We start from the raw sequence: 17,778 nt of genomic DNA, 5'->3' as shown, positions 1-17,778 counted from the left end.
CCCTGATGACTGCCAAGACCCTCAAGAACGTCCGCCCGATGGCCGGCCCGGCAACCGATCTGCATATCGTTGACGGCAAGTTCGCCCCCACTGCGCCGGCAGGCGCCGAGGTGATCGATTGCGGCGGCCGGATCCTGATCCCCGGGCTGGTCGAGGCCCATACCCATCTGGACAAATCGCTGCTGGGCCTGCCCTGGTATCGCAACGAGGTCGGCCCGCGGCTGATCGACAAGATCACCAACGAGCGGGAGGTGAAGGTTTCGCTCGGGCTCGACCCGCGCGTGCAGAGCGAACGCCACGCCATCCTCGCCATGTCGCACGGCTGCACCCACATCCGCTCCCATGTCGATGTCGACACCCATCACGGACTGGCCGGCATCGAAGGCGTCATGGCCACCCGCGAGAAACTGGCCGGCATGATCGACATCGAGATCGTCGCCTTCCCCCAGTCCGGCATGATGACCCGGCCCGGCACGGTCGAACTGATGGACGAGGCGCTCTCGCTCGGGGCAGATCTGGTCGGCGGGATCGACCCTTGCGGCATGGAGCACGATCCCAAGGGACATCTCGACGCGGTCTTCGCACTGGCGGAGAAACACGGCAAGCCGGTCGACATTCACCTGCATGAGCGCGACGCGCTCGGCTGGTTCTCGATGGAGGAGATCATCGACCGCACCGCCGCCCTGGGGATGCAGGGCAAGGTCTCGATCAGCCACGCCTTCTGCCTGGGCGCCGTCGACCGGGCCTATGTGGCCGGGCTGCATGAGAAGCTGGCGGAGAACCGCATTCACATCCTGACCACCGCCCCCGCCTCGGCCCCGGTCCCGGCGGTCAAGGAGCTGAAGGCCGCCGGCATCCTGACCGGCGCGGGATGCGATGGCATCCGCGACACCTGGGGCCCCTACGGCAATTCCGACATGCTGGAACGCGCCATGTTCATCGGCATGCGCAACAACCTGCGCCGCGACGACGAAGTGGAGCTCGCCCTGGACATATGCACCTACGGCGGCGCCGCGATCATGCAGGCCGAGGGCTATGGGCTGGACACCGGCTGCAACGCCGATTGCCTCCTGGTCGAGGGCGAGACCCTGGCCGAGGCCGTCGTCACCCGCGCCCCACGCAAACTGGTCCTGAAGCGCGGCGAGGTGATCGCCCGCGACGGAGCCTGCGTGATCGAGGCCCCCTGATGACCTCGCGCACCCTTCTGACGGCCCGCTGGGTGATCGGCCATCGCGACAACCGCCATGTGGTTTACGAGAACGGCGTGGTGGTGATCGAGGGCACCTCGGTCGTGCATGTCGGCCACGCCTTCGACGGCGCCGTGACCGAGCGGATCGACTACGGCCAGGCGGTAATTTCCCCTGGCTTCGTCGACCTCGACGCGCTGTCCGATCTGGACACGACGATCCTCGGCTATGACAACGGGCCGGCCTGGAAAAAGGGCCGGGTCTGGCCCGAGAGCTATGTCGCGCGCGGCCCCTACGAAATGTATTCGCAAGAGGAACTGGCGTTTCAGAAACGCCATGCCTTCGCCCATCTGATCCGCAACGGGATCACCACCGCCCTGCCGATCGCCTCCCTGTTCTACCGTGAGTGGGGCGAGACCGTCGCCGAATTCGACGCCGCCGCCGACGCCGCCAGAGAGCTTGGCCTGCGGGTCTATCTCGGGCCGGCCTACCGGACCGGCGGACAGGTCACAGATGCGGCCGGCACCATCCGCGCGATTTATGACGAACCCCGTGGGCTGGGCGGGCTGAACGACGCCGCGGCCTTTGCCGCCCGGATCGACGGTTCGGCAGGCGGCCTGATCCGCGCGATGTTCGCCCCCGACCGGATCGAGACCTGCACGGAGACCCTGTTGCGGCGCACCGCCGCGATCGCCGACGAGATGGGCGCGCCGGTCCGGCAGCATTGCAGCCAGTCTCCGGTCGAACTGCGGCTGGTGCGTGAACAGCATGTCTGCGCACCGATCGAGTGGCTGGACCGCATCGGCGTGCTGCGGCGCAACTGGCTGCTTCCGCACGGGACCCAGGCAACGCCAGCGGAATTCGCCCGGATCGCGGCATCGGCGGCGACGCTGGTGCATTGCCCGCTGGTCTCCGCCCGGCACGGCGGCCTTCTGAACAGCTTTCCCCGGTGCCGCGACATGGGGATCAATATCGGGCTCGGCACCGATACCTTTCCGGCGGACATGATCCTCAACATGCAACTTGGGATGATGACCGCCCGGCTGGCCGAGGGGATGACCTCGATCCGCTCGGAGGACATGTTCGACGCCGCCACGCTCGGCGGCGCGCGGGCGCTGAACCGCCCCGACCTGGGCCGGCTCGCCCCGGGCGCGAAGGCGGATATCGCGGTGATCGACCTGCGCCGCACCCTGCAGACGCCCGACCCGGTTCAGACCCTGATGACCTCTGCCTCCGGCCGCGACGTGCGGGATGTCTGGATCGACGGCCGGCGGGTGATGACGGACGGAACGATCCCCGGTGTCGACGAAACCGCCGACGCCACCCGGGCGCAAGCCCAGTTCGACGGGCTGATCGCCAGATACCCGGACCGGACGGTTGGACATCCGCCGGTCGCAGAGATCTTCACCCCCAGCTACGAGAGGGCAGAACCATGAGCGACATCGTTCTGGACGTGCGCAACCTGCGGGTCGAATTCCCCACCCGAAAAGGCGTCCTGACCGCCGTCGACGATATCTCGCTGCAGATCCGGCGCGGCGAGATCCTCGGGATGGTCGGCGAATCCGGCGCCGGCAAGTCGATGACCGGCATGGCGATTCTCGGGCTGCTGGAGCCGCCGGGCCGGATCGCGGCCGGCACGATCCGCCTGTCGGGCGACCGGATCGACGATCTGGACGACCGCGCCATGCAACATATCCGCGGGCGACGCATCGGGGCGATTTTTCAGGACCCGCTGACCTCGCTCAACCCGCTCTTCCGTGTCGGCGATCAGCTTGTCGAAACCATCAGGCTGCATACCGACCTCGATCCGTCGCAGGCGCGCGAACGCGCCAAGACGCTGATGCATGAGGTCGGCATCCCCGCCGTGGACGAGCGCATCGACAATTATCCGCATCAGTTCTCCGGCGGCATGCGTCAGCGCATCGTGATCGCGCTGGCCCTTTGCGCCGAGCCTGAACTTATCGTGGCGGATGAGCCGACCACGGCGCTCGACGTGTCCATCCAGGCGCAGATCACGGCGCTGCTGAAACGGCTCTGCCGCGAACGCGGCACCGCGGTGATGCTGGTCACCCACGACATGGGCGTCATCGCGGAGACCGCCGACCGGGTCGCGGTGATGTATGCCGGCCGGCTGGCCGAGGTCGGCACGGTGGACAACGTCGTGCGGCGCCCGAAACACCCCTACACCGAAGGCCTGATGGGCTCGATCCCGTCGCTGCGCCATGACGTGGAGGAGCTGCAGATGATCCCGGGATCGATGCCCCGCCTCGACGCCATTCCGCCGGGCTGCGCCTTCAACCCGCGCTGTGCCCATGCCGGACCGAAATGCCGGCGAGAGGTGCCCCGGATCGCGGCGGCAGACGCAGGCGCCGGCACCGCCGCCTGCTGGCGCACCCTGGAAGGAGAAACCGCATGAACATCCGCCCCAACGCCATCCTGGAGGTCGATGGGCTCGAGCGCCGTTTCGATGTCTCCGCCCCCTGGCTGAACCGCCTGATCGAACGGAAACCGCGCCGCACCCTGCGCGCCGTCGACGGCGTGGATTTCGTGATCCAGCGCGGCCAGACCCTGGCCCTGGTCGGGGAATCCGGTTGCGGCAAGAGCACCATCGCCAAGCTGGTGACCGGGCTGCATCCCCCCTCGGACGGGAAGATCAGCTTTCACGGCGACCGCGATCGTCTGCAGATGATCTTTCAGGATCCCTATGCCAGCCTGAACCCGCGCTGGCGGGTGGGGCGGATCATCGCCGAGCCGCTGCGCACCCTGCGGCCCGACACCCCGGCCGATCAGGTGGCGACCCGGGTCGACGACCTGTTGCGCACCGTCGGGCTCTCCGCTGCCGACGGTCTGAAATTCCCGCATGAATTCTCCGGCGGGCAGCGGCAGCGGATCTCCATCGCGCGGGCCCTAGCCGGAGAGCCGGAATTCCTGGTCTGCGATGAACCGACCTCTGCGCTGGACGTGTCCGTTCAGGCGCAGGTGCTGAACCTGATGAAGGCGCTTCAGAAAGAGATGGGGCTGACCTATCTCTTCATCAGCCACGACCTGAGCGTGGTGCGGCATATGGCCGATGTCATCGCCGTGATGTACCTGGGCCGGATCGTCGAGATCCAGCCGACCGCCGATCTCTTCGCCAATCCGCTGCACCCCTATACCCGGCTGCTGCTGGAAACGATCCCCGATCTGGAAGCCCCCAAGCGGGATCGCAGTCCGATGGGCGGGGAAGTGCCCTCCCCCGTCTCGCCGCCATCGGGATGCAGTTTTCACCCCCGCTGTCCCCTGGCCTTCGACCGCTGCAGGATGGAGCGCCCGCAGCGCCGGGCCGAAGTGCATGATCGCCGCGTGGCCTGTTTTGCCGCCGAAGCCGGAGGAACCGCTAATGCCTGACTATGATGAGACCTTCATGCGCCGCGCCATCGCGATTTCGGCGCATGCACTTGAGACACCGGGCACAGAACCCTTCGGCGCCGTGGTCGTGAAGGACGGCAGGATCGTAGGGGAAGGGATCAACCGGTCGCTCCTGACCCACGATCCGACCTCGCATGGAGAGACCGAGGCGATCCGCGACGCCTGCCGCAGGCTCGGCACCGTCGATCTGCGCGGCTGTGTGCTCTATTCCAGCTGCGAGCCCTGCGCGCTTTGCGTCGCCGCCATGAACATCGCCGGGATTGCGGCGCTCTATTACGCCGCCGACATGGATCAGGCCGGATCGGCGCTTGGCACGCTCCCGGAAGCCGCCCGCTTCCCCATCGACGTCGACCGGCTGACGCAGGAATGCGGCCATGTCGTCGGCGACCGGGCGATGCCGGCCGCACAGCATATGGACGCGGAGGCCATCGCGATCCTGACGGACTGGGCCGCACTGGCGCGATCACGGGTCTGATCGTGCGGTTGCTCTATCTCAACCCCAATTCCACCGGGAGCATGACCGACGGCATCGTCACCGCGGCGCGGCAGGCGGTGCCCGGCGTCGAGGTTCTGGGATGGACGAACCACGACGGCCCACCGGCGATCCAGGGACCGCAGGACGGCGCAAGGGCGGTTTCCGGCCTGCTGTCTCGACTGCCCGAGGCGCGGGCCGCCGGCGTCGATGCCATCGTCATCGCCTGTTTCGACGACACCGGCCTGGAACAGCTGCGGGCCGAGGCGCATTGCCCGGTGATCGGCATCGGTCAGGCCGCCATGGCGGTCGCCGCGCTGCATCGGGGCCGGTTCGGCATCGTCACGACCCTCGATGTCTCCGTCCCCGTAATCGAGACGAATGTGACGGCCTACGGTCACCGGGCGGCCTGCGCCGGGGTTCTCGCCTCCGGCCTGCCGGTCCTTGAGGTGGAAGCCGGTGGTGCGGCGGTGGAGGCGCAGCTGGTCAGGACCATCCTCCGATCCCGCGACAACGGGGCGGAGGTGATCGTCCTGGGATGCGCCGGCATGTCCCGCCTGAAGGCCCCGCTTGCCCGCCAGTCCGGTGCGACCCTGCTCGACGGCGTGCAGTGTTCTGCCCATCTGGCCTGCGCCCTGGCATAGCCACGCCGCCGGAGGCGGGATATCGCCCCGGCCCGATCCGGTCCCTGCGCCGCAGCTGACAGAGGATCATCCCCGCGTCGCGATCATCGGCGAGACGCCCGGCGCAGAGCGATCGCGCCGCGTGATCATCGTGCCTTGCGCGCTTTCTACGCAGGCCGGGGCGGGACGGCCCGCGATTTTCCCCTCTGTCACGGCGGTTTCGTAATATTGAGCAATAAAGACGCGTTTCGCGTTGAACCATAATTTGACCATTTGGTCCGGCGCGCGCATTCTGCCAGAAATTGCAAAACACAACCGAGAGGACACCCCATGACCCGAACCATACTACTGGCCAGCACCGTCCTGGCGGGTCTCGCTTCCTTCGCGCAGGCCGACACGCTGCGCCTGCTGACCTGGGGCGGCTACGCACCCGATGACGTGGTGGCGATGTTCGAGGAACAGACCGGCCACACCGTCGAAGTGACGAAATCCAACAACGAGGAAATGATCGCCAAGCTGCGCGCCACCGGCGGCGGCGGCTTCGACCTCGCGCAGCCGTCGCAGGACCGCGTGATGGGCCCGCAGATGGAATTCGGCATCTACAAGCCGATGGACGTTTCGAAGCTGAACCAGGATCTGTTCATCCCGTCGATGCTGAAGGCGACGATGGCGAACACCACCGTGAACGGCGATGTCTACGGCGTGCCGCATGTCTGGGGCACCTCCGGCCTGGTGATCAACACCGCGGAAGCGGGCGACGTCGTCAAGGATTACACCGACCTCTGCGACCCGGCCGTCGCCGGCAAGGTGTCCTACCGGCTGAAGCGTCCGACGCTGATCGGCTTTGCCTTCGCGATGGGCGAAGATCCCTTCGCGGCCTATGACGACGAGGCCAAATACAAGGCGATCATGGACAAGGTCGAGGCCAAGCTGATCGAGTGCAAGCCCAACGTCAAAACCTACTGGAGCGGCGGCGATGAGCTGATGAACCTGGTGCGTTCGGGCGAAGTCACCGCATCCATGGCCTGGGACACCGGCGGCTGGAAGCTGAACAACGACAACCCCGACATTACCTTTGTCGCGCCCGCGTCCGGGGCGCTCGGCTGGATCGATACCTTCGTCCTGCCCGCCAAGGGCCAGGCCGATGACGTCGCCTATCAGTGGATCAACTTCGTGATGCAGCCGGAGATCGCCGCCAAGATCACGGCCGCGGCGGGCAACTTCACCGCCTCCGCCGGGGCGGACGAATTCGCCGAGGCAGGCCTGAAGGCCCAGTATCAGGCCAGCTTCCCGCAGGAAGCCATCGACAACATCAAGTGGTATCCGCCGGTTCCCGCAGGGCTGGAAGCCATCGAGGGCGAAGTGCTGGACCGCGTCCAGGCCGCCAACTGACCGACTGACCATTCGGGCGGTACCCCTTGCGGGGTGCCGCCCCCTTTTACGGAATTCACATGACCCCTGATCTGGAATGCCTCGACCTCGTGAAGCGGTTCGGCGACACGACGGCTGTCGACAACGTCTCCTTTTCGGTCCCGCCGGGCAGCTTCTTTTCCATTCTCGGACCTTCGGGCTGCGGCAAGACCACGATCATGCGCATGATCGCAGGTTTTCTCGACCCGACCTCTGGCGACATCCGGATCAAGGGGGGAAGCGTGCTGGACACACCGCCGAACAAGCGGCCGGTGAACATGGTGTTCCAGCACCTGGCGCTGTTCCCGATGATGACCATTGCCGAAAACATCGGATACGGGCTGCGCCGCCGCGGCATGGCCAAGGGCGAGATCGGCCGCAAGGTGGACGAGGCGCTCGACCGCATCGGCCTGCCCGGGATCGGCGGTCGCAAGGTGGACGAATTGTCCGGCGGGCAGAAGCAGCGCGTGGCCATTGCCCGCTGCATGGTACTGGAGCCGGACGTGCTGTTGCTGGACGAACCGCTGGGCGCCCTCGACCTGAAGCTGCGCGAGCACATGAAGGTGGAACTGAAAGCCCTCCAGGCCGCGTTTGACACCACCTTCGTCTACATCACCCATGACCAGTCCGAGGCTCTGGTGATGTCCGACCAGATCGCGGTGATGAACGCCGGACGGTTCGAGCAGGTCGGCACCGGCCAGGATCTGTACTACCGCCCCGACACGCCCTTTGTCGCCGGGTTCATCGGTGAGTCGAATCGCTGGAAAGGCCGCATCGAACGGGCCGAGGGCGACACGGTGCAACTGCGTACCGATACCGGTCTGGCCATGCGCGCCACCGGCGCGACCCTGTCCGAGGGCGATATGGCCGAGATCTTCGTCCGCCCGGAATCGATCCGCCTGGCCGATCATGCCGAGGCGCTGTCGAGTTTCGACAACCGGCTGAAAGGCACTGTCACCAGTCTCCTGTTCAACGGCGCGGCCTCCCGCGTGCTGGTGCGGGACGACGCCGGCGAGACGCTGGAGGTCAACCTGCCCCAATCGGGGGAATTCGCGTCGCTGAAACGCGGCGACACGGTGCATATCGGCTGGGGCGCCGGTCAGGCCACCTGCTTCGGGGCGGCGTGATGCGACGCCACCAGTCCCGCATCGCCTTCTTTCTGCTGCTCACGCCGCTGGTGCTGTGGCTCGGCCTGCTCATCATCATTCCGCATATCGACATGTTGCTGATCTCGCTGCGCGAGCGCATCAGCTTCGGCGTCTACGAGCCCAGCCTCACCCATTACGAAAAGGCCCTGACCGAGCCGCTCTACCTGCGCACCTTCTGGCGCACGGCGGTGATGTCGGTGCTGGCGACCGCGATCACCCTGCTGATCGCCTTCCCGGTGGCCTATTACATCGCCAAGATGGCAAAGGGGCGGTTGCAGCAGGTGCTCTTCATGCTGTGCCTGATCCCCTTCTACGTGTCCGAACTGGTGCGGACCTTTGGCTGGATGATCCTGCTGCGCGAAACCGGCCTGGTGTCGAACCTGCTGCAATGGGTGGGTCTTGCCGATCGGCCGGTCGAGCTGCTTTATACAGATGCCACGATGATGGTCGGCCTCGTCTACACGTCGATGCTGTTCATGGTGGTGCCGCTGGTGACCACGCTCGAAAGCCTCGACGACAGTGTGATCGAAGCGGGCTACGACCTCGGCGGCAGCGGCCTGTCGGTGCTGCGCGAGATCATCATTCCCCACGCCATGCCCGGCATCGTATCGGGGTGCATCGTGGTCTTCATGCTGTCCCTGGGCAACTACCTGACGCCGACGATGCTGGGCGGCAAGGACAGCCTCTGGTTCACCGAGATGATCTACAACCAGTTCATCGTGCGCTCGAACTGGGAACTGGGGGCCGCCTTCGGCTTCATGCTGCTGATTTTGTCCTCGGTGATCGTCTGGGGGGTGCTGCGGCTGACCGGCCGGACCCTCAAGGAAACGATGGGGTGAACCAATGATCCCGACAATCCCGCAATCCCGCGCCTTCCGCCTGGTCTATGGCAGCTACGTGGCGCTGTTCTTCCTCTACCTGGTCCTGCCGCTGACCGTGGTGGCGGTCTTTGCCTTCAATGACAGCCAGTTCCCCTCGCTGCCGTGGGAGGGGTTCACCTGGAACTGGTTCTTCGGCGACGAGCGCCCCCAGATCGGCATCTTTCACGAACGGGGCATCCTGCGCGCCGTGGGCACCTCCGCCTTCGTCGCGGCTTGTGTGGCAGTGCTGTCGGTTGGTGTCGGCACCACGAACGCCTTTCTGTTCAACCGCTACGAGTTCCGCGGCAAGGGGCTGCTCTATGTGCTGATGCTGCTGCCGCTGGTGATCCCCGGCATCGTGCTGGGCATCTCGATCCTCGTCTTCTCGTCGACGCTGGCCAATGGCATCTGGGACCTGGCGCAAATGGATATCCAGGCCCTGCGCCCCGGCCTGCTGCTGGTGATCCTGGGGCAATTCAGCTTCATCACGACGATCGCCACATTGGTGATCTCGGCCCGCCTGCAGAAGTTCGACCGGACGCTGGAAGAGGCCGCGCTGAACCTCGGGGCGGATCGGCTGACGGCGGTGCGCACGATCACGCTGCCGTTCCTCGCCCCCGCCATGATCGGCGCGGTGGTCGTGGCCTTCCTCATGAGCTTCGAGAACTTCAACACCACGCTGATGCTCGTCGGCTCCGACGCGCCGCTGACCATCGCCATGTTCGACCGGCTGAAGGAAGGCTCGACCCCCTTGCTGAATGCCGTGTCGCTCCTGCTGATGCTGGGATCGTCGCTGCTGGCCCTGCTGGTGATCCTGTTCCAGCGCCGCCCCTGAGGACGTCGGGCAGGCCCCGGCCTGCCCGTGAAACCCTGTCCAGTGCTGAGGGAAGTTGCCTTCGGCACCGGATGGGGAGCGACAACCGCCAGGATCGGGACGGGGCGGACCCAGCATCCGCCGGCCGCTTCGCCGCCACTCCCCCGCCGGTCGCGAGACAACGAAGAGCAAGACAGGCGGCACCATCCGTTCCTCGACGGAAGAGGCGGTTTTCCGATCGTTGCGGGATCAGCCCCCCAATGGTGGTGTCAGACCGATGAGAACCAGTCTCCACAAGGCCAGGATCACTGCCCCTTATCCCGCACAGAGACCGCGCCACTCGGCAAGAGCGGCGGCGCGGTTCAGCTTGCAATATGCTCTGGAGGTCAGGCTGCGCTGCGAATTGAAATGGCTGAAGACTGAGGCATGAACGGCGGCGAACATCCGCAAACTTCGCATCCGCCGGAAACGCTGCATCGCGCGCTCCCGTCCTTGGAATGGCAGGTGCGAATTCTCTGCCCGATTGTTCAGCCAGCGGCCGGTTTCCTGCTTGTCGGCATTGCCGATGTCTTTCATCGCCGCCCCGTAGGACCGTAGATTGTCGGTGACCAGGACATGAGGTCGACCGTGGCGCTTCATCGATTTCTTCAGGAATTTCAATGCCGCCTTCTTGTTTCGCGCCTTCGTCACATAGCTTTCGAGAACCTCGCCCTCATGATCGGCGGGCCGCCACAGGTAATGTTGCTCACCGTTGATCTTCACGAACATCTCATCGAGGTGCCAACGCCATGCGGCCAGGCGTTCAATCGTTCGGCGCGTTTCTTGCGGATCTCGGCCGCGAAAATCGGCCCGAACCGTTGCCACCAGAACCGCACGGTTTCATGGCTGATATCGACCCCGCGCTCATGCAGCAGGTCTTCGACATTCCTGAGCGACAGGGGGAAGCGCACGTAGAGCATGACCGCCAGCCGGATCACTTCCGGGCTGCTATGGAAATACTTGAACGGATCAGGTCTGGACATGGCGGGACGTTATGGAGCCGCCCTCCCCGCCTCAACCGGATTCCTTCTGACAATACCAGCGCCGCTTCTGTTTGGACGCGGCGCACAGTCATCGGCTAGCTAAGTATATAGCCCCCCAAAATTTCGTGTCACGCTACAAGGGAAAACCGAGCCCCAAATCACTCCCGACAGAGACCCGCAGGACAACCAGGGGAAGTTCCCATCGGCACAGACGTCTCTGCATGAGCCCACCGCTCAAAGACCCCTGAAATTACGCAGGAAGTCAGGGTGGTTTTCTGAATAATATCAGATAGTTAGGTGGATGGCGGAGACGATGGGATTCGAACCCACGAGACCCTTCCGGGCCTACTCCCTTAGCAGGGGAGCGCCTTCGACCACTCGGCCACGTCTCCGCCGACCCGTATATGAGGCACGCAGGGGGGAGACAAGGCCAAATTTCCCGGTTGTCCCGGAAATCCTCAATCCACCGGGCACCGCGCCGAAGACCTGCAAGGCTCTGGCGGCCGAACGGCCTTGCCCACTGCCGTCCCGCGGCCTGACCGGAAGGGCTCCCGCCCCTGGGCCGGTTCGATCCGAGGCGGCGCATAGGCGGCTTTCTTCCGAAAATCAGGCACTTCCCCCGAGATAAATTAAATCTTGTTTCCCCGAAAACGGCCATTTTGGGAAATCGCAATTGAATCGACTCCCCAAAGCCAAAACCATGCCCACGCCGCAACAGGGGCTCAGGCATGATCTACAGGAAAGAAATCGACGGGCTCCGGTCCATCGCCGTCATCCCCGTCATCCTGTTTCACGCAGGGTTTTCCGGGTTTTCCGGCGGCTTTGCCGGGGTCGATGTGTTTTTCGTCATCAGCGGATATCTGATCACCTCGATCCTGTTGTCCGACCTGTCCGCGGGGCACTTCAGCATCCTCCGGTTCTACGAACGCCGGGCCCGGCGCATCCTGCCGGCGCTGTTTTTCGTGGTTCTGGCCTGTCTGCCCCTCGCCCTCGCCTGGCTCGCCCCGTTCGAATTGCGAAAATTCGGGGCCAGCCTCGTCGCAGTGTCGCTCTTCGCTTCGAACATCCTGTTCTGGACCGAGAAAGGCTATTTCGACAGCGCGGCGGAGCTGAAACCCCTCCTCCACACCTGGAGCCTGGCGGTCGAAGAGCAATATTACATTATCGTGCCCGTCTTCCTCCTTCTGCTCTGGCGTTTCGGGCGCGCATTCCTGGGCCTCGCCTTCGCGATCGTCTTTCTCGCCAGCCTGGGTCTGGCTGAGGTCTTGTCGAAAACCGCCCCTACCGCGGCCTTCTACCTGTTGCCCAGCCGGGCCTGGGAACTGGCGCTGGGGGCTTTCGCGGCGCTGATCCTGGGATCTCAGCCGCCCCGAGAGCGTCTCTGGCGCAATCAGGTCGGCGCGTTTCTGGGGCTGGCTATGATCCTCGGGGCGCAAGCTCTCGTCAGCGAGGCGACCCGTTGGCCATCGCTGCAGACGCTGATACCGACCGTGGGCACCCTGCTGGTGATCCTCTTCGCCACCCGGAATACCCTTGTCGGCACAATCCTGTCGCTGCCGCCCCTTGTCTGGATCGGCAAGTTCTCCTACAGCGCCTATCTTTGGCACCAGCCGCTCTTCGCCTTTGCGAAATACCGGACGCTGGGGGAACCGTCAGCGGTCCTGATGGCGGCGCTGACCCTGCTGACCCTGCTTCTGGCCTTTGTCACCTGGCGGTATGTCGAACAGCCGTTCCGCCGCGCCGGCCCAGAAGCCCGCTTCGGCCGGGCCGCCATCTTCGGGATGTCCGGCCTCGGCATCGCCGCCAGCGCGGTGATCGGCTTCGCCGTCTATCGCGCCGAGGGGCTTCCCGCGCGCACCCCACAGTTGAGCGGTCAGGATTTGGCCTTCGCCGGCGACGGAGTGCCCTGGATCGTCACCCCCGAAGCCGACCATGTCCCCTTCGTTCTGATCGGCGACAGCCACGCCAAGCATTTCTTCGCAACCTTCAAGGATCGGCTAGGCGACGGGGCACTTTTCGCGGGTCCCAATTGCTTTGCATTTGCCACGGTCCACAACCTGCCCCGCATGCAGCGGCCGCTGGATCCAGAAAGCTGCTTGGCTACGGCCGACCGGCTGGCGGACTACCTGCGCCAGCATCGCACCACGCGCATCTACCTGTCCTATTTCTGGGACCATGACATCGCCGAGCGGGGCACTGGCCAGCGGATCGGATCGCTCCGCGATCCGGCGGTCCTGTCCAAGGTGATGCAGCGAGTGGAACGCGACCTGCGTCAACTTGCGCCGCAGAGCGAGATCGTGCTGATCGGCGGCACCCCCGCAGCCCGTCCCGCCGGCCCGGGACTGGAGCGGGGCTATGCCCGCTGCCTCTTCCTCGCCGGCGCCGACTGCCCCACCTCCTATCCCAGAGCGCGGCGGGAAGACGCAGAGATCAACGCCATGCTGGCCCGCTGGGCGGAGGGACGGCCAAATCTGCGGTTCATCCGACCCAGCACAAACCTCTGCGATGCGGAGCGCTGCTTCATCCTGCGCGATGGCGCATTGCTCTACAGCGACGGTGCCCATCTGACCCGGCCCGGTGCAGATCTGGCCCTGCGCGATCTGCTCAACTGAGCGGCGCGGCTGGCGGACAGCACAAAGGCCCGGACCAAACGGTCACGGGCCTTCGAAACTCAGAACTCAGGCCCTGATCAGGTGTTAAACAGGAAGTGCATCACATCGCCATCCTTGACGATGTAGCCCTTGCCCTCTGCCCGCATCTTGCCGGCTTCCTTGGCGCCGGTTTCGCCCTTGCAGGCGATGTAATCGTCAAAGGCGATGGTTTCGGCACGGATGAACCCCTTTTCGAAATCGCCATGGATGACGCCGGCGGCCTGCGGTGCCGCAGTGCCCTGCCGGATGGTCCAGGCGCGGGCCTCTTTCGGGCCGACGGTGAAGTAGGTCTCCAGATGCAGAAGCTCGTAGCCGGCGCGGATCAGCCGGTCCAGGCCGGCTTCCTCCAGCCCCATTTCGGAGAGGAACATCTCGGCCTCTTCGGGGTCGAGCTGGCTGATCTCCTCCTCGATCCGGGCGGAGATCACCACATGGGAATTGCCCTGTTCGGCGGCCATCTTGGCGACGGCTTCGGAGAAGGCGTTGCCCTCTGCCGCGTCTTCCTCGGCGACGTTGCAGACATAGAGCACCGGCTTGGTGGTCAGCAGCTGCAGCATTTTCCAGGCCTTCAGGTCCTCGGCGTCCACCTCGACCACGCGGGCGGGTTTACCGTCCTCGATGGCGGCCTGGGCGGCGGCCAGCAGGCGGTCCTGCTGCTGGGCTTCCTTGTCGTTGCCCTTCAGCTTGCGCACCAGGTTGGCGCGGCGCTTCTCGATGCTCTCCAGATCGGCCAGCATCAGTTCGGTCTCGATGGTCTCGGCATCGGCGACCGGATCGACCCGGCCCTCGACATGGGTGATATCCCCGTCCTCGAAACAGCGCAGCACATGGGCGATGGCGTCGACCTCGCGGATATTGGCCAGGAACTGGTTGCCCAGCCCTTCCCCCTGCGAGGCGCCTTTGACCAGCCCGGCGATATCCACGAAGGTCATCCGGGTCGGGATGATCTGCTTGGAGCCGGCGATCTCGGCCAGTTTGTCCAGCCGGGCGTCGGGCACCGCGACCTCGCCCACGTTGGGCTCGATCGTACAGAACGGGAAATTCGCCGCCTGCGCCGCGGCGGTTTTGGTCAGCGCGTTGAACAGCGTGGACTTGCCTACGTTGGGCAGCCCCACGATCCCCATCTTGAAGCCCATCTCGGCCCTCCGCATCATCGGTTTCGGCGCCTTCTATGCGCTGAAGGCGCAGTCTGCAACGGGACTCCGTCGCAGAGCGCCCCACCGCGGCCGGATGCGGCGCCTTTGCCATTGATTTCCCCCTGCCAATTCGACAAACCGAACCGAAAGAGACACGGGGGACCCCTCATGACACGTATCGACGCCAAATTCGCCGAGCTGAAAGCCGCAGGGAAAAAGGCATTCGTCGCCTATGTGATGGCGGGCGACCCGGATTACGACCGCTCGCTCGCCGTGGTCAAAGGCCTGCCCGGCGCCGGGGTCGACGTGATCGAGCTGGGGTTGCCCTTCACCGATCCGATGGCCGATGGCCCGACCATCCAGGCCGCCGGCCAGCGGGCGCTGGACGCCGGCATGACGCTGAAGAAGACGCTGCAGATCGCCACCGAGTTCCGCAAGGAAGACGACACCACCCCGATCGTGCTGATGGGCTACTACAACCCGATCTATTCGATGGGCGTTCCCGCCTTTCTCGACGCGGCGAAGGCGGCCGGCATCGACGGTCTGATCGTCGTCGACCTGCCGCCCGAGGAAGATGCCGAGCTCTGCCTGCCGGCGCAGGCGGCGGGGCTGAACTTCATCCGTCTCGCCACCCCCACAACCGATGACAAGCGGCTGCCGAAGGTGCTGCAGAACACCTCCGGCTTCGTCTACTACGTCTCGATCACCGGCATCACTGGCGCCGCCGAGGCGCAGGCCGGCGATGTCGCCCCCGAGGTCGCCCGCATCAAGGGCCAGACCGACCTGCCGGTGATCGTCGGCTTCGGCATCAAGACGCCGGACACCGCCCAGGCCATCGCCGCCGTCGCGGACGGCGCCGTGGTGGGATCGGCCATCGTCAGCCAGATCGCCGCCGGCAAGCCAGTGGCCGAGGTGCTCGATTACGTCAAGGCCCTGTCGGACGGCGCCCACCGCGCCTGAGCAGGGCCGGAACCGGGCCTGAGCCCCCCGGACCTTGCCAGGCGCCAGACCGCGGCCTCCGCCCGGTGCGGTCCGCTGCGGACGCGCCTGTCCCCGCCAGCCGCGATTTGCACGATTGTCTAAACCCGCCTTGGTTGTTACCCAATCCGGGCGGGAAGTTTCGCGAAAGGAGGGCGCCATGGCCGTGATCACTAATATCCAGGATCTCAAACGTATCTACGAACGCCGCGTCCCGCGGATGTTCTACGATTACGCCGAAAGCGGCAGCTGGACCGAACAGACCTTTCGCGACAACACCACCGATTTCCAGGACATCCGGTTGCGCCAGCGGGTCGCCGTCGACATGTCGGGCCGCACCACCGCCGGGCGGATGATCGGCCAGGACGTGACCATGCCGGTGGCGCTGGCCCCGGTCGGGCTGACCGGGATGCAATCGGCCAATGGCGAGATGAAGGCAGCCAAGGCGGCGCTGGATTTCGGCGTCCCCTTCACGCTTTCGACGATGTCGATCAACTCGATCGAAGACGTCGCCGAATACACCCAGGCGCCGTTCTGGTTCCAGCTCTATACCATGAAGGACGAGGATTACGTCCGCCGGCTGATCCAGCGGGCCAAGGACGCCAAATGCTCCGCCCTGGTGATCACCCTCGATCTGCAGATCCTGGGCCAGCGCCACAAGGACCTGAAGAACGGGCTCTCCGCCCCGCCGCGGCTGACGCCGAAGACCATCGCCAACCTGATGACCAAATGGCGCTGGGGGATCGAGATGCTGGGCGCCAAGCGGCGCAACTTCGGCAATATCGTCGGCCACGTCAAAGGCGTCACCGATACCCGGGCCCTGAACACCTGGACCGCCGAGCAGTTCGACCCGACGCTGGACTGGTCGAAGATCGAAAAACTGATGGAGCAATGGGGCGGCAAGGTGATCCTCAAGGGTATTCTCGACCCTGAGGACGCCCGGATGGCGGCCAAGATCGGCGCCGATGCCATCGTGGTCTCGAACCACGGCGGCCGCCAGCTGGACGGTGCGCTCAGTTCGATTCGCATGCTGCCCGCGATCCTCGATGCGGTGGGCGGCCAGACCGAGGTGTTCCTCGACAGTGGCATCCGCTCCGGTCAGGACATCCTCAAGGCCGTCGCGCTCGGCGCCAATGGCACCATGATCGGCCGTGCCTTCGTCTATGGGCTCGGCGCCATGGGTCAGGTCGGGGTGACCACGGCGCTGGAGATCCTGCGCAAGGAACTCGACACCACCATGGCGCTCTGCGGGGAACGCGCGGTGGCCGATCTGGGGCGGCACAACCTGCTGGTGCCGGAGGATTTCCGCGGCCGCTGGCAGAGCTGAGCCCGTCGCATGCTGGTCTTTTCCCAGGAAAACCTGGCCTTCCTCGCGGTGCCCAAGACCGGGACCACCGCGTTGGAACTGGCGCTGAAGCCGCGGGCCGATGTCATCTTCGCCAAGCAGCGCAAGCACATCACTGCTCAGCGGTTTCACAAGCAGGTGGCCCCCTTCCTGGACAAATGCCTGAGCATCCGGCCCGAACGGCTCGCCGTTATGCGGGAACCGGAGGAGCAGATCCGCAGCTGGTATCGGTATCGCCGGCGCGAGAAGCTGCGCAGCGAGGACACCGCCATCGGCCTGCTCAGCTTCAACGATTTCGTCCGCGACGTGATCCGCGAAACGCCGCCGCGCCATGCGGTGATCGGCAGCCAGTTCCGCTTTCTCACCTCGGCCGAAGGCGATCTGCTGGTGCATCACCTCTTCGCCTATGAGGATCAGCCACAGCTCCTCGGCTTTCTCGGCGGGCGCTTCGGCAAGACGATCGAGCTGAAGCGCCGCAATGTCTCGCCCAAGGCGGAGGCGCCGCTCGATCCCGAGGTCCGGACAGAGTTGCGCCGCGCCCGGGCCGAGGAATTCGCGCTTTACGACCGGCTGATGGCGGCGGGCGGCCATCTGCAGACCGAAATCCACTGAGACCGCGCGCCGGAGCGGCCAAAGCCCCTTTCCTTCTGCGCCGATCTCGTCTATAGGCGCGGCTTCACGCGGGGCTACAGCCTTGGAGGAGCCCCGCCCTTACATTGGAGAA

The 17,778-nt window shown here is 65.3% G+C and carries 15 protein-coding genes, 1 tRNA gene and 1 pseudogene; 14 read left to right on the top strand and 3 right to left on the bottom strand.

Going from position 1 to position 17,778, the window contains the following annotated elements; all coding sequences use genetic code 11:
• Window positions 1–5: 5 nt before the first annotated feature.
• The 10 genes from QO033_RS15415 (at window position 6) to QO033_RS15370 (ending at window position 9,943) form a co-directional block, all read left to right on the top strand.
• A complete protein-coding gene (locus tag QO033_RS15415; protein WP_284481872.1) occupies window positions 6–1,187 on the top strand; it encodes an amidohydrolase family protein in 1,182 nt (393 codons plus the stop codon).
• Window positions 1,187–2,623: a chlorohydrolase family protein gene (locus tag QO033_RS15410; protein ID WP_284481871.1), complete on the top strand. Its 1,437-nt coding sequence runs from the start codon at window positions 1,187–1,189 to the stop codon at window positions 2,621–2,623. Before QO033_RS15415 ends, QO033_RS15410 begins: the two co-directional genes overlap by 1 nt.
• Window positions 2,620–3,603, top strand: a complete 984-nt coding sequence (locus QO033_RS15405; RefSeq protein ID WP_284481870.1) for an ABC transporter ATP-binding protein — start codon at window positions 2,620–2,622, stop codon at window positions 3,601–3,603. Before QO033_RS15410 ends, QO033_RS15405 begins: the two co-directional genes overlap by 4 nt.
• A complete protein-coding gene (locus tag QO033_RS15400) occupies window positions 3,600–4,574 on the top strand; it encodes an ABC transporter ATP-binding protein (protein WP_284481869.1) in 975 nt (324 codons plus the stop codon). The genes QO033_RS15405 and QO033_RS15400 overlap by 4 nt, the downstream gene beginning before the upstream one ends.
• Window positions 4,567–5,070: a nucleoside deaminase gene (locus QO033_RS15395; RefSeq protein WP_284481868.1), complete on the top strand. Its 504-nt coding sequence runs from the start codon at window positions 4,567–4,569 to the stop codon at window positions 5,068–5,070. Before QO033_RS15400 ends, QO033_RS15395 begins: the two co-directional genes overlap by 8 nt.
• A 2-nt stretch (window positions 5,071–5,072) precedes the next feature.
• Window positions 5,073–5,711: an aspartate/glutamate racemase family protein gene (locus QO033_RS15390; protein WP_284481867.1), complete on the top strand. Its 639-nt coding sequence runs from the start codon at window positions 5,073–5,075 to the stop codon at window positions 5,709–5,711.
• A 309-nt stretch (window positions 5,712–6,020) separates the two neighbouring features.
• Window positions 6,021–7,082 (top strand): extracellular solute-binding protein, encoded by a 1,062-nt coding sequence (locus tag QO033_RS15385; protein ID WP_284481866.1) that lies wholly within the window; start codon window positions 6,021–6,023, stop codon window positions 7,080–7,082.
• Window positions 7,083–7,141: 59 nt separating this feature from the next.
• Window positions 7,142–8,227, top strand: a complete 1,086-nt coding sequence (locus QO033_RS15380; protein ID WP_284481865.1) for an ABC transporter ATP-binding protein — start codon at window positions 7,142–7,144, stop codon at window positions 8,225–8,227.
• Window positions 8,227–9,087 carry an ABC transporter permease gene (locus tag QO033_RS15375; protein ID WP_284481864.1) on the top strand — a complete coding sequence of 287 codons (861 nt, stop codon included), beginning with the start codon at window positions 8,227–8,229 and terminating at the stop codon, window positions 9,085–9,087. The genes QO033_RS15380 and QO033_RS15375 overlap by 1 nt, the downstream gene beginning before the upstream one ends.
• A gap of 4 nt (window positions 9,088–9,091) precedes the next feature.
• Window positions 9,092–9,943, top strand: a complete 852-nt coding sequence (locus QO033_RS15370; protein WP_284481863.1) for an ABC transporter permease — start codon at window positions 9,092–9,094, stop codon at window positions 9,941–9,943.
• Between the two features lie 294 nt (window positions 9,944–10,237).
• Here QO033_RS15370 and QO033_RS15365 read toward each other — a convergent pair.
• Together QO033_RS15365 and QO033_RS15360 are read right to left on the bottom strand one after the other, a co-directional pair.
• A pseudogene (locus QO033_RS15365) lies at window positions 10,238–10,944 on the bottom strand (IS6 family transposase).
• A 302-nt stretch (window positions 10,945–11,246) separates the two neighbouring features.
• Window positions 11,247–11,336, bottom strand: a tRNA-Ser gene (locus tag QO033_RS15360).
• Between the two features lie 336 nt (window positions 11,337–11,672).
• Here QO033_RS15360 and QO033_RS15355 point away from each other — a divergent pair.
• Window positions 11,673–13,556 (top strand): acyltransferase family protein, encoded by a 1,884-nt coding sequence (locus QO033_RS15355; RefSeq protein ID WP_284481862.1) that lies wholly within the window; start codon window positions 11,673–11,675, stop codon window positions 13,554–13,556.
• A gap of 77 nt (window positions 13,557–13,633) precedes the next feature.
• Here QO033_RS15355 and ychF read toward each other — a convergent pair whose 3' ends face one another.
• Entirely contained in the window at window positions 13,634–14,731 is a 1,098-nt protein-coding gene (gene ychF, locus QO033_RS15350) for a redox-regulated ATPase YchF (RefSeq protein ID WP_284481861.1), read from the bottom strand.
• A 168-nt stretch (window positions 14,732–14,899) separates the two neighbouring features.
• Here ychF and trpA point away from each other — a divergent pair, with 168 nt between their 5' ends.
• The 3 genes from trpA (at window position 14,900) to QO033_RS15335 (ending at window position 17,666) form a co-directional block, all read left to right on the top strand.
• Window positions 14,900–15,691, top strand: a complete 792-nt coding sequence (gene trpA, locus QO033_RS15345; protein WP_284481860.1) for a tryptophan synthase subunit alpha — start codon at window positions 14,900–14,902, stop codon at window positions 15,689–15,691.
• Window positions 15,692–15,869: 178 nt separating this feature from the next.
• Complete coding sequence (locus QO033_RS15340) at window positions 15,870–17,036, top strand: alpha-hydroxy acid oxidase (RefSeq protein WP_284481859.1); 1,167 nt, start codon at window positions 15,870–15,872, stop codon at window positions 17,034–17,036.
• Window positions 17,037–17,045: 9 nt separating this feature from the next.
• The gene (locus QO033_RS15335; RefSeq protein WP_284481858.1) at window positions 17,046–17,666 is read left to right on the top strand and encodes a hypothetical protein; all 621 of its coding nucleotides are present in this window, start codon (window positions 17,046–17,048) and stop codon (window positions 17,664–17,666) included.
• Window positions 17,667–17,778 lie beyond the last annotated feature (112 nt).

The sequence above is a fragment of the Pseudodonghicola flavimaris genome, from assembly GCF_030164425.1.
Lineage (GTDB): Bacteria > Pseudomonadota > Alphaproteobacteria > Rhodobacterales > Rhodobacteraceae > Pseudodonghicola > Pseudodonghicola flavimaris.
The sequence above is the reverse complement of the archived record's forward strand: the minus strand, read 5'-3'. Positions and strand labels throughout refer to the sequence as shown.

Excerpts from the sequence above, each read along its gene's own strand:
- QO033_RS15405 (WP_284481870.1), top strand. The coding sequence starts at position 2,620 with ATGAGCGACATCGTTCTGGACGTGCGCAACCTGCGGGTCGAATTCCCC.
- QO033_RS15355 (WP_284481862.1), top strand. The coding sequence starts at position 11,673 with ATGATCTACAGGAAAGAAATCGACGGGCTCCGGTCCATCGCCGTCATC.
- QO033_RS15415 (WP_284481872.1), top strand. The coding sequence starts at position 6 with ATGACTGCCAAGACCCTCAAGAACGTCCGCCCGATGGCCGGCCCGGCA.
- QO033_RS15340 (WP_284481859.1), top strand. The coding sequence starts at position 15,870 with ATGGCCGTGATCACTAATATCCAGGATCTCAAACGTATCTACGAACGC.
- trpA (WP_284481860.1), top strand. The coding sequence starts at position 14,900 with ATGACACGTATCGACGCCAAATTCGCCGAGCTGAAAGCCGCAGGGAAA.
- QO033_RS15400 (WP_284481869.1), top strand. The coding sequence starts at position 3,600 with ATGAACATCCGCCCCAACGCCATCCTGGAGGTCGATGGGCTCGAGCGC.
- QO033_RS15375 (WP_284481864.1), top strand. The coding sequence starts at position 8,227 with ATGCGACGCCACCAGTCCCGCATCGCCTTCTTTCTGCTGCTCACGCCG.
- QO033_RS15395 (WP_284481868.1), top strand. The coding sequence starts at position 4,567 with ATGCCTGACTATGATGAGACCTTCATGCGCCGCGCCATCGCGATTTCG.
- QO033_RS15380 (WP_284481865.1), top strand. The coding sequence starts at position 7,142 with ATGACCCCTGATCTGGAATGCCTCGACCTCGTGAAGCGGTTCGGCGAC.
- QO033_RS15410 (WP_284481871.1), top strand. The coding sequence starts at position 1,187 with ATGACCTCGCGCACCCTTCTGACGGCCCGCTGGGTGATCGGCCATCGC.
- QO033_RS15335 (WP_284481858.1), top strand. The coding sequence starts at position 17,046 with ATGCTGGTCTTTTCCCAGGAAAACCTGGCCTTCCTCGCGGTGCCCAAG.
- ychF (WP_284481861.1), bottom strand. The coding sequence starts at position 14,731 with ATGGGCTTCAAGATGGGGATCGTGGGGCTGCCCAACGTAGGCAAGTCC.
- QO033_RS15385 (WP_284481866.1), top strand. The coding sequence starts at position 6,021 with ATGACCCGAACCATACTACTGGCCAGCACCGTCCTGGCGGGTCTCGCT.
- QO033_RS15370 (WP_284481863.1), top strand. The coding sequence starts at position 9,092 with ATGATCCCGACAATCCCGCAATCCCGCGCCTTCCGCCTGGTCTATGGC.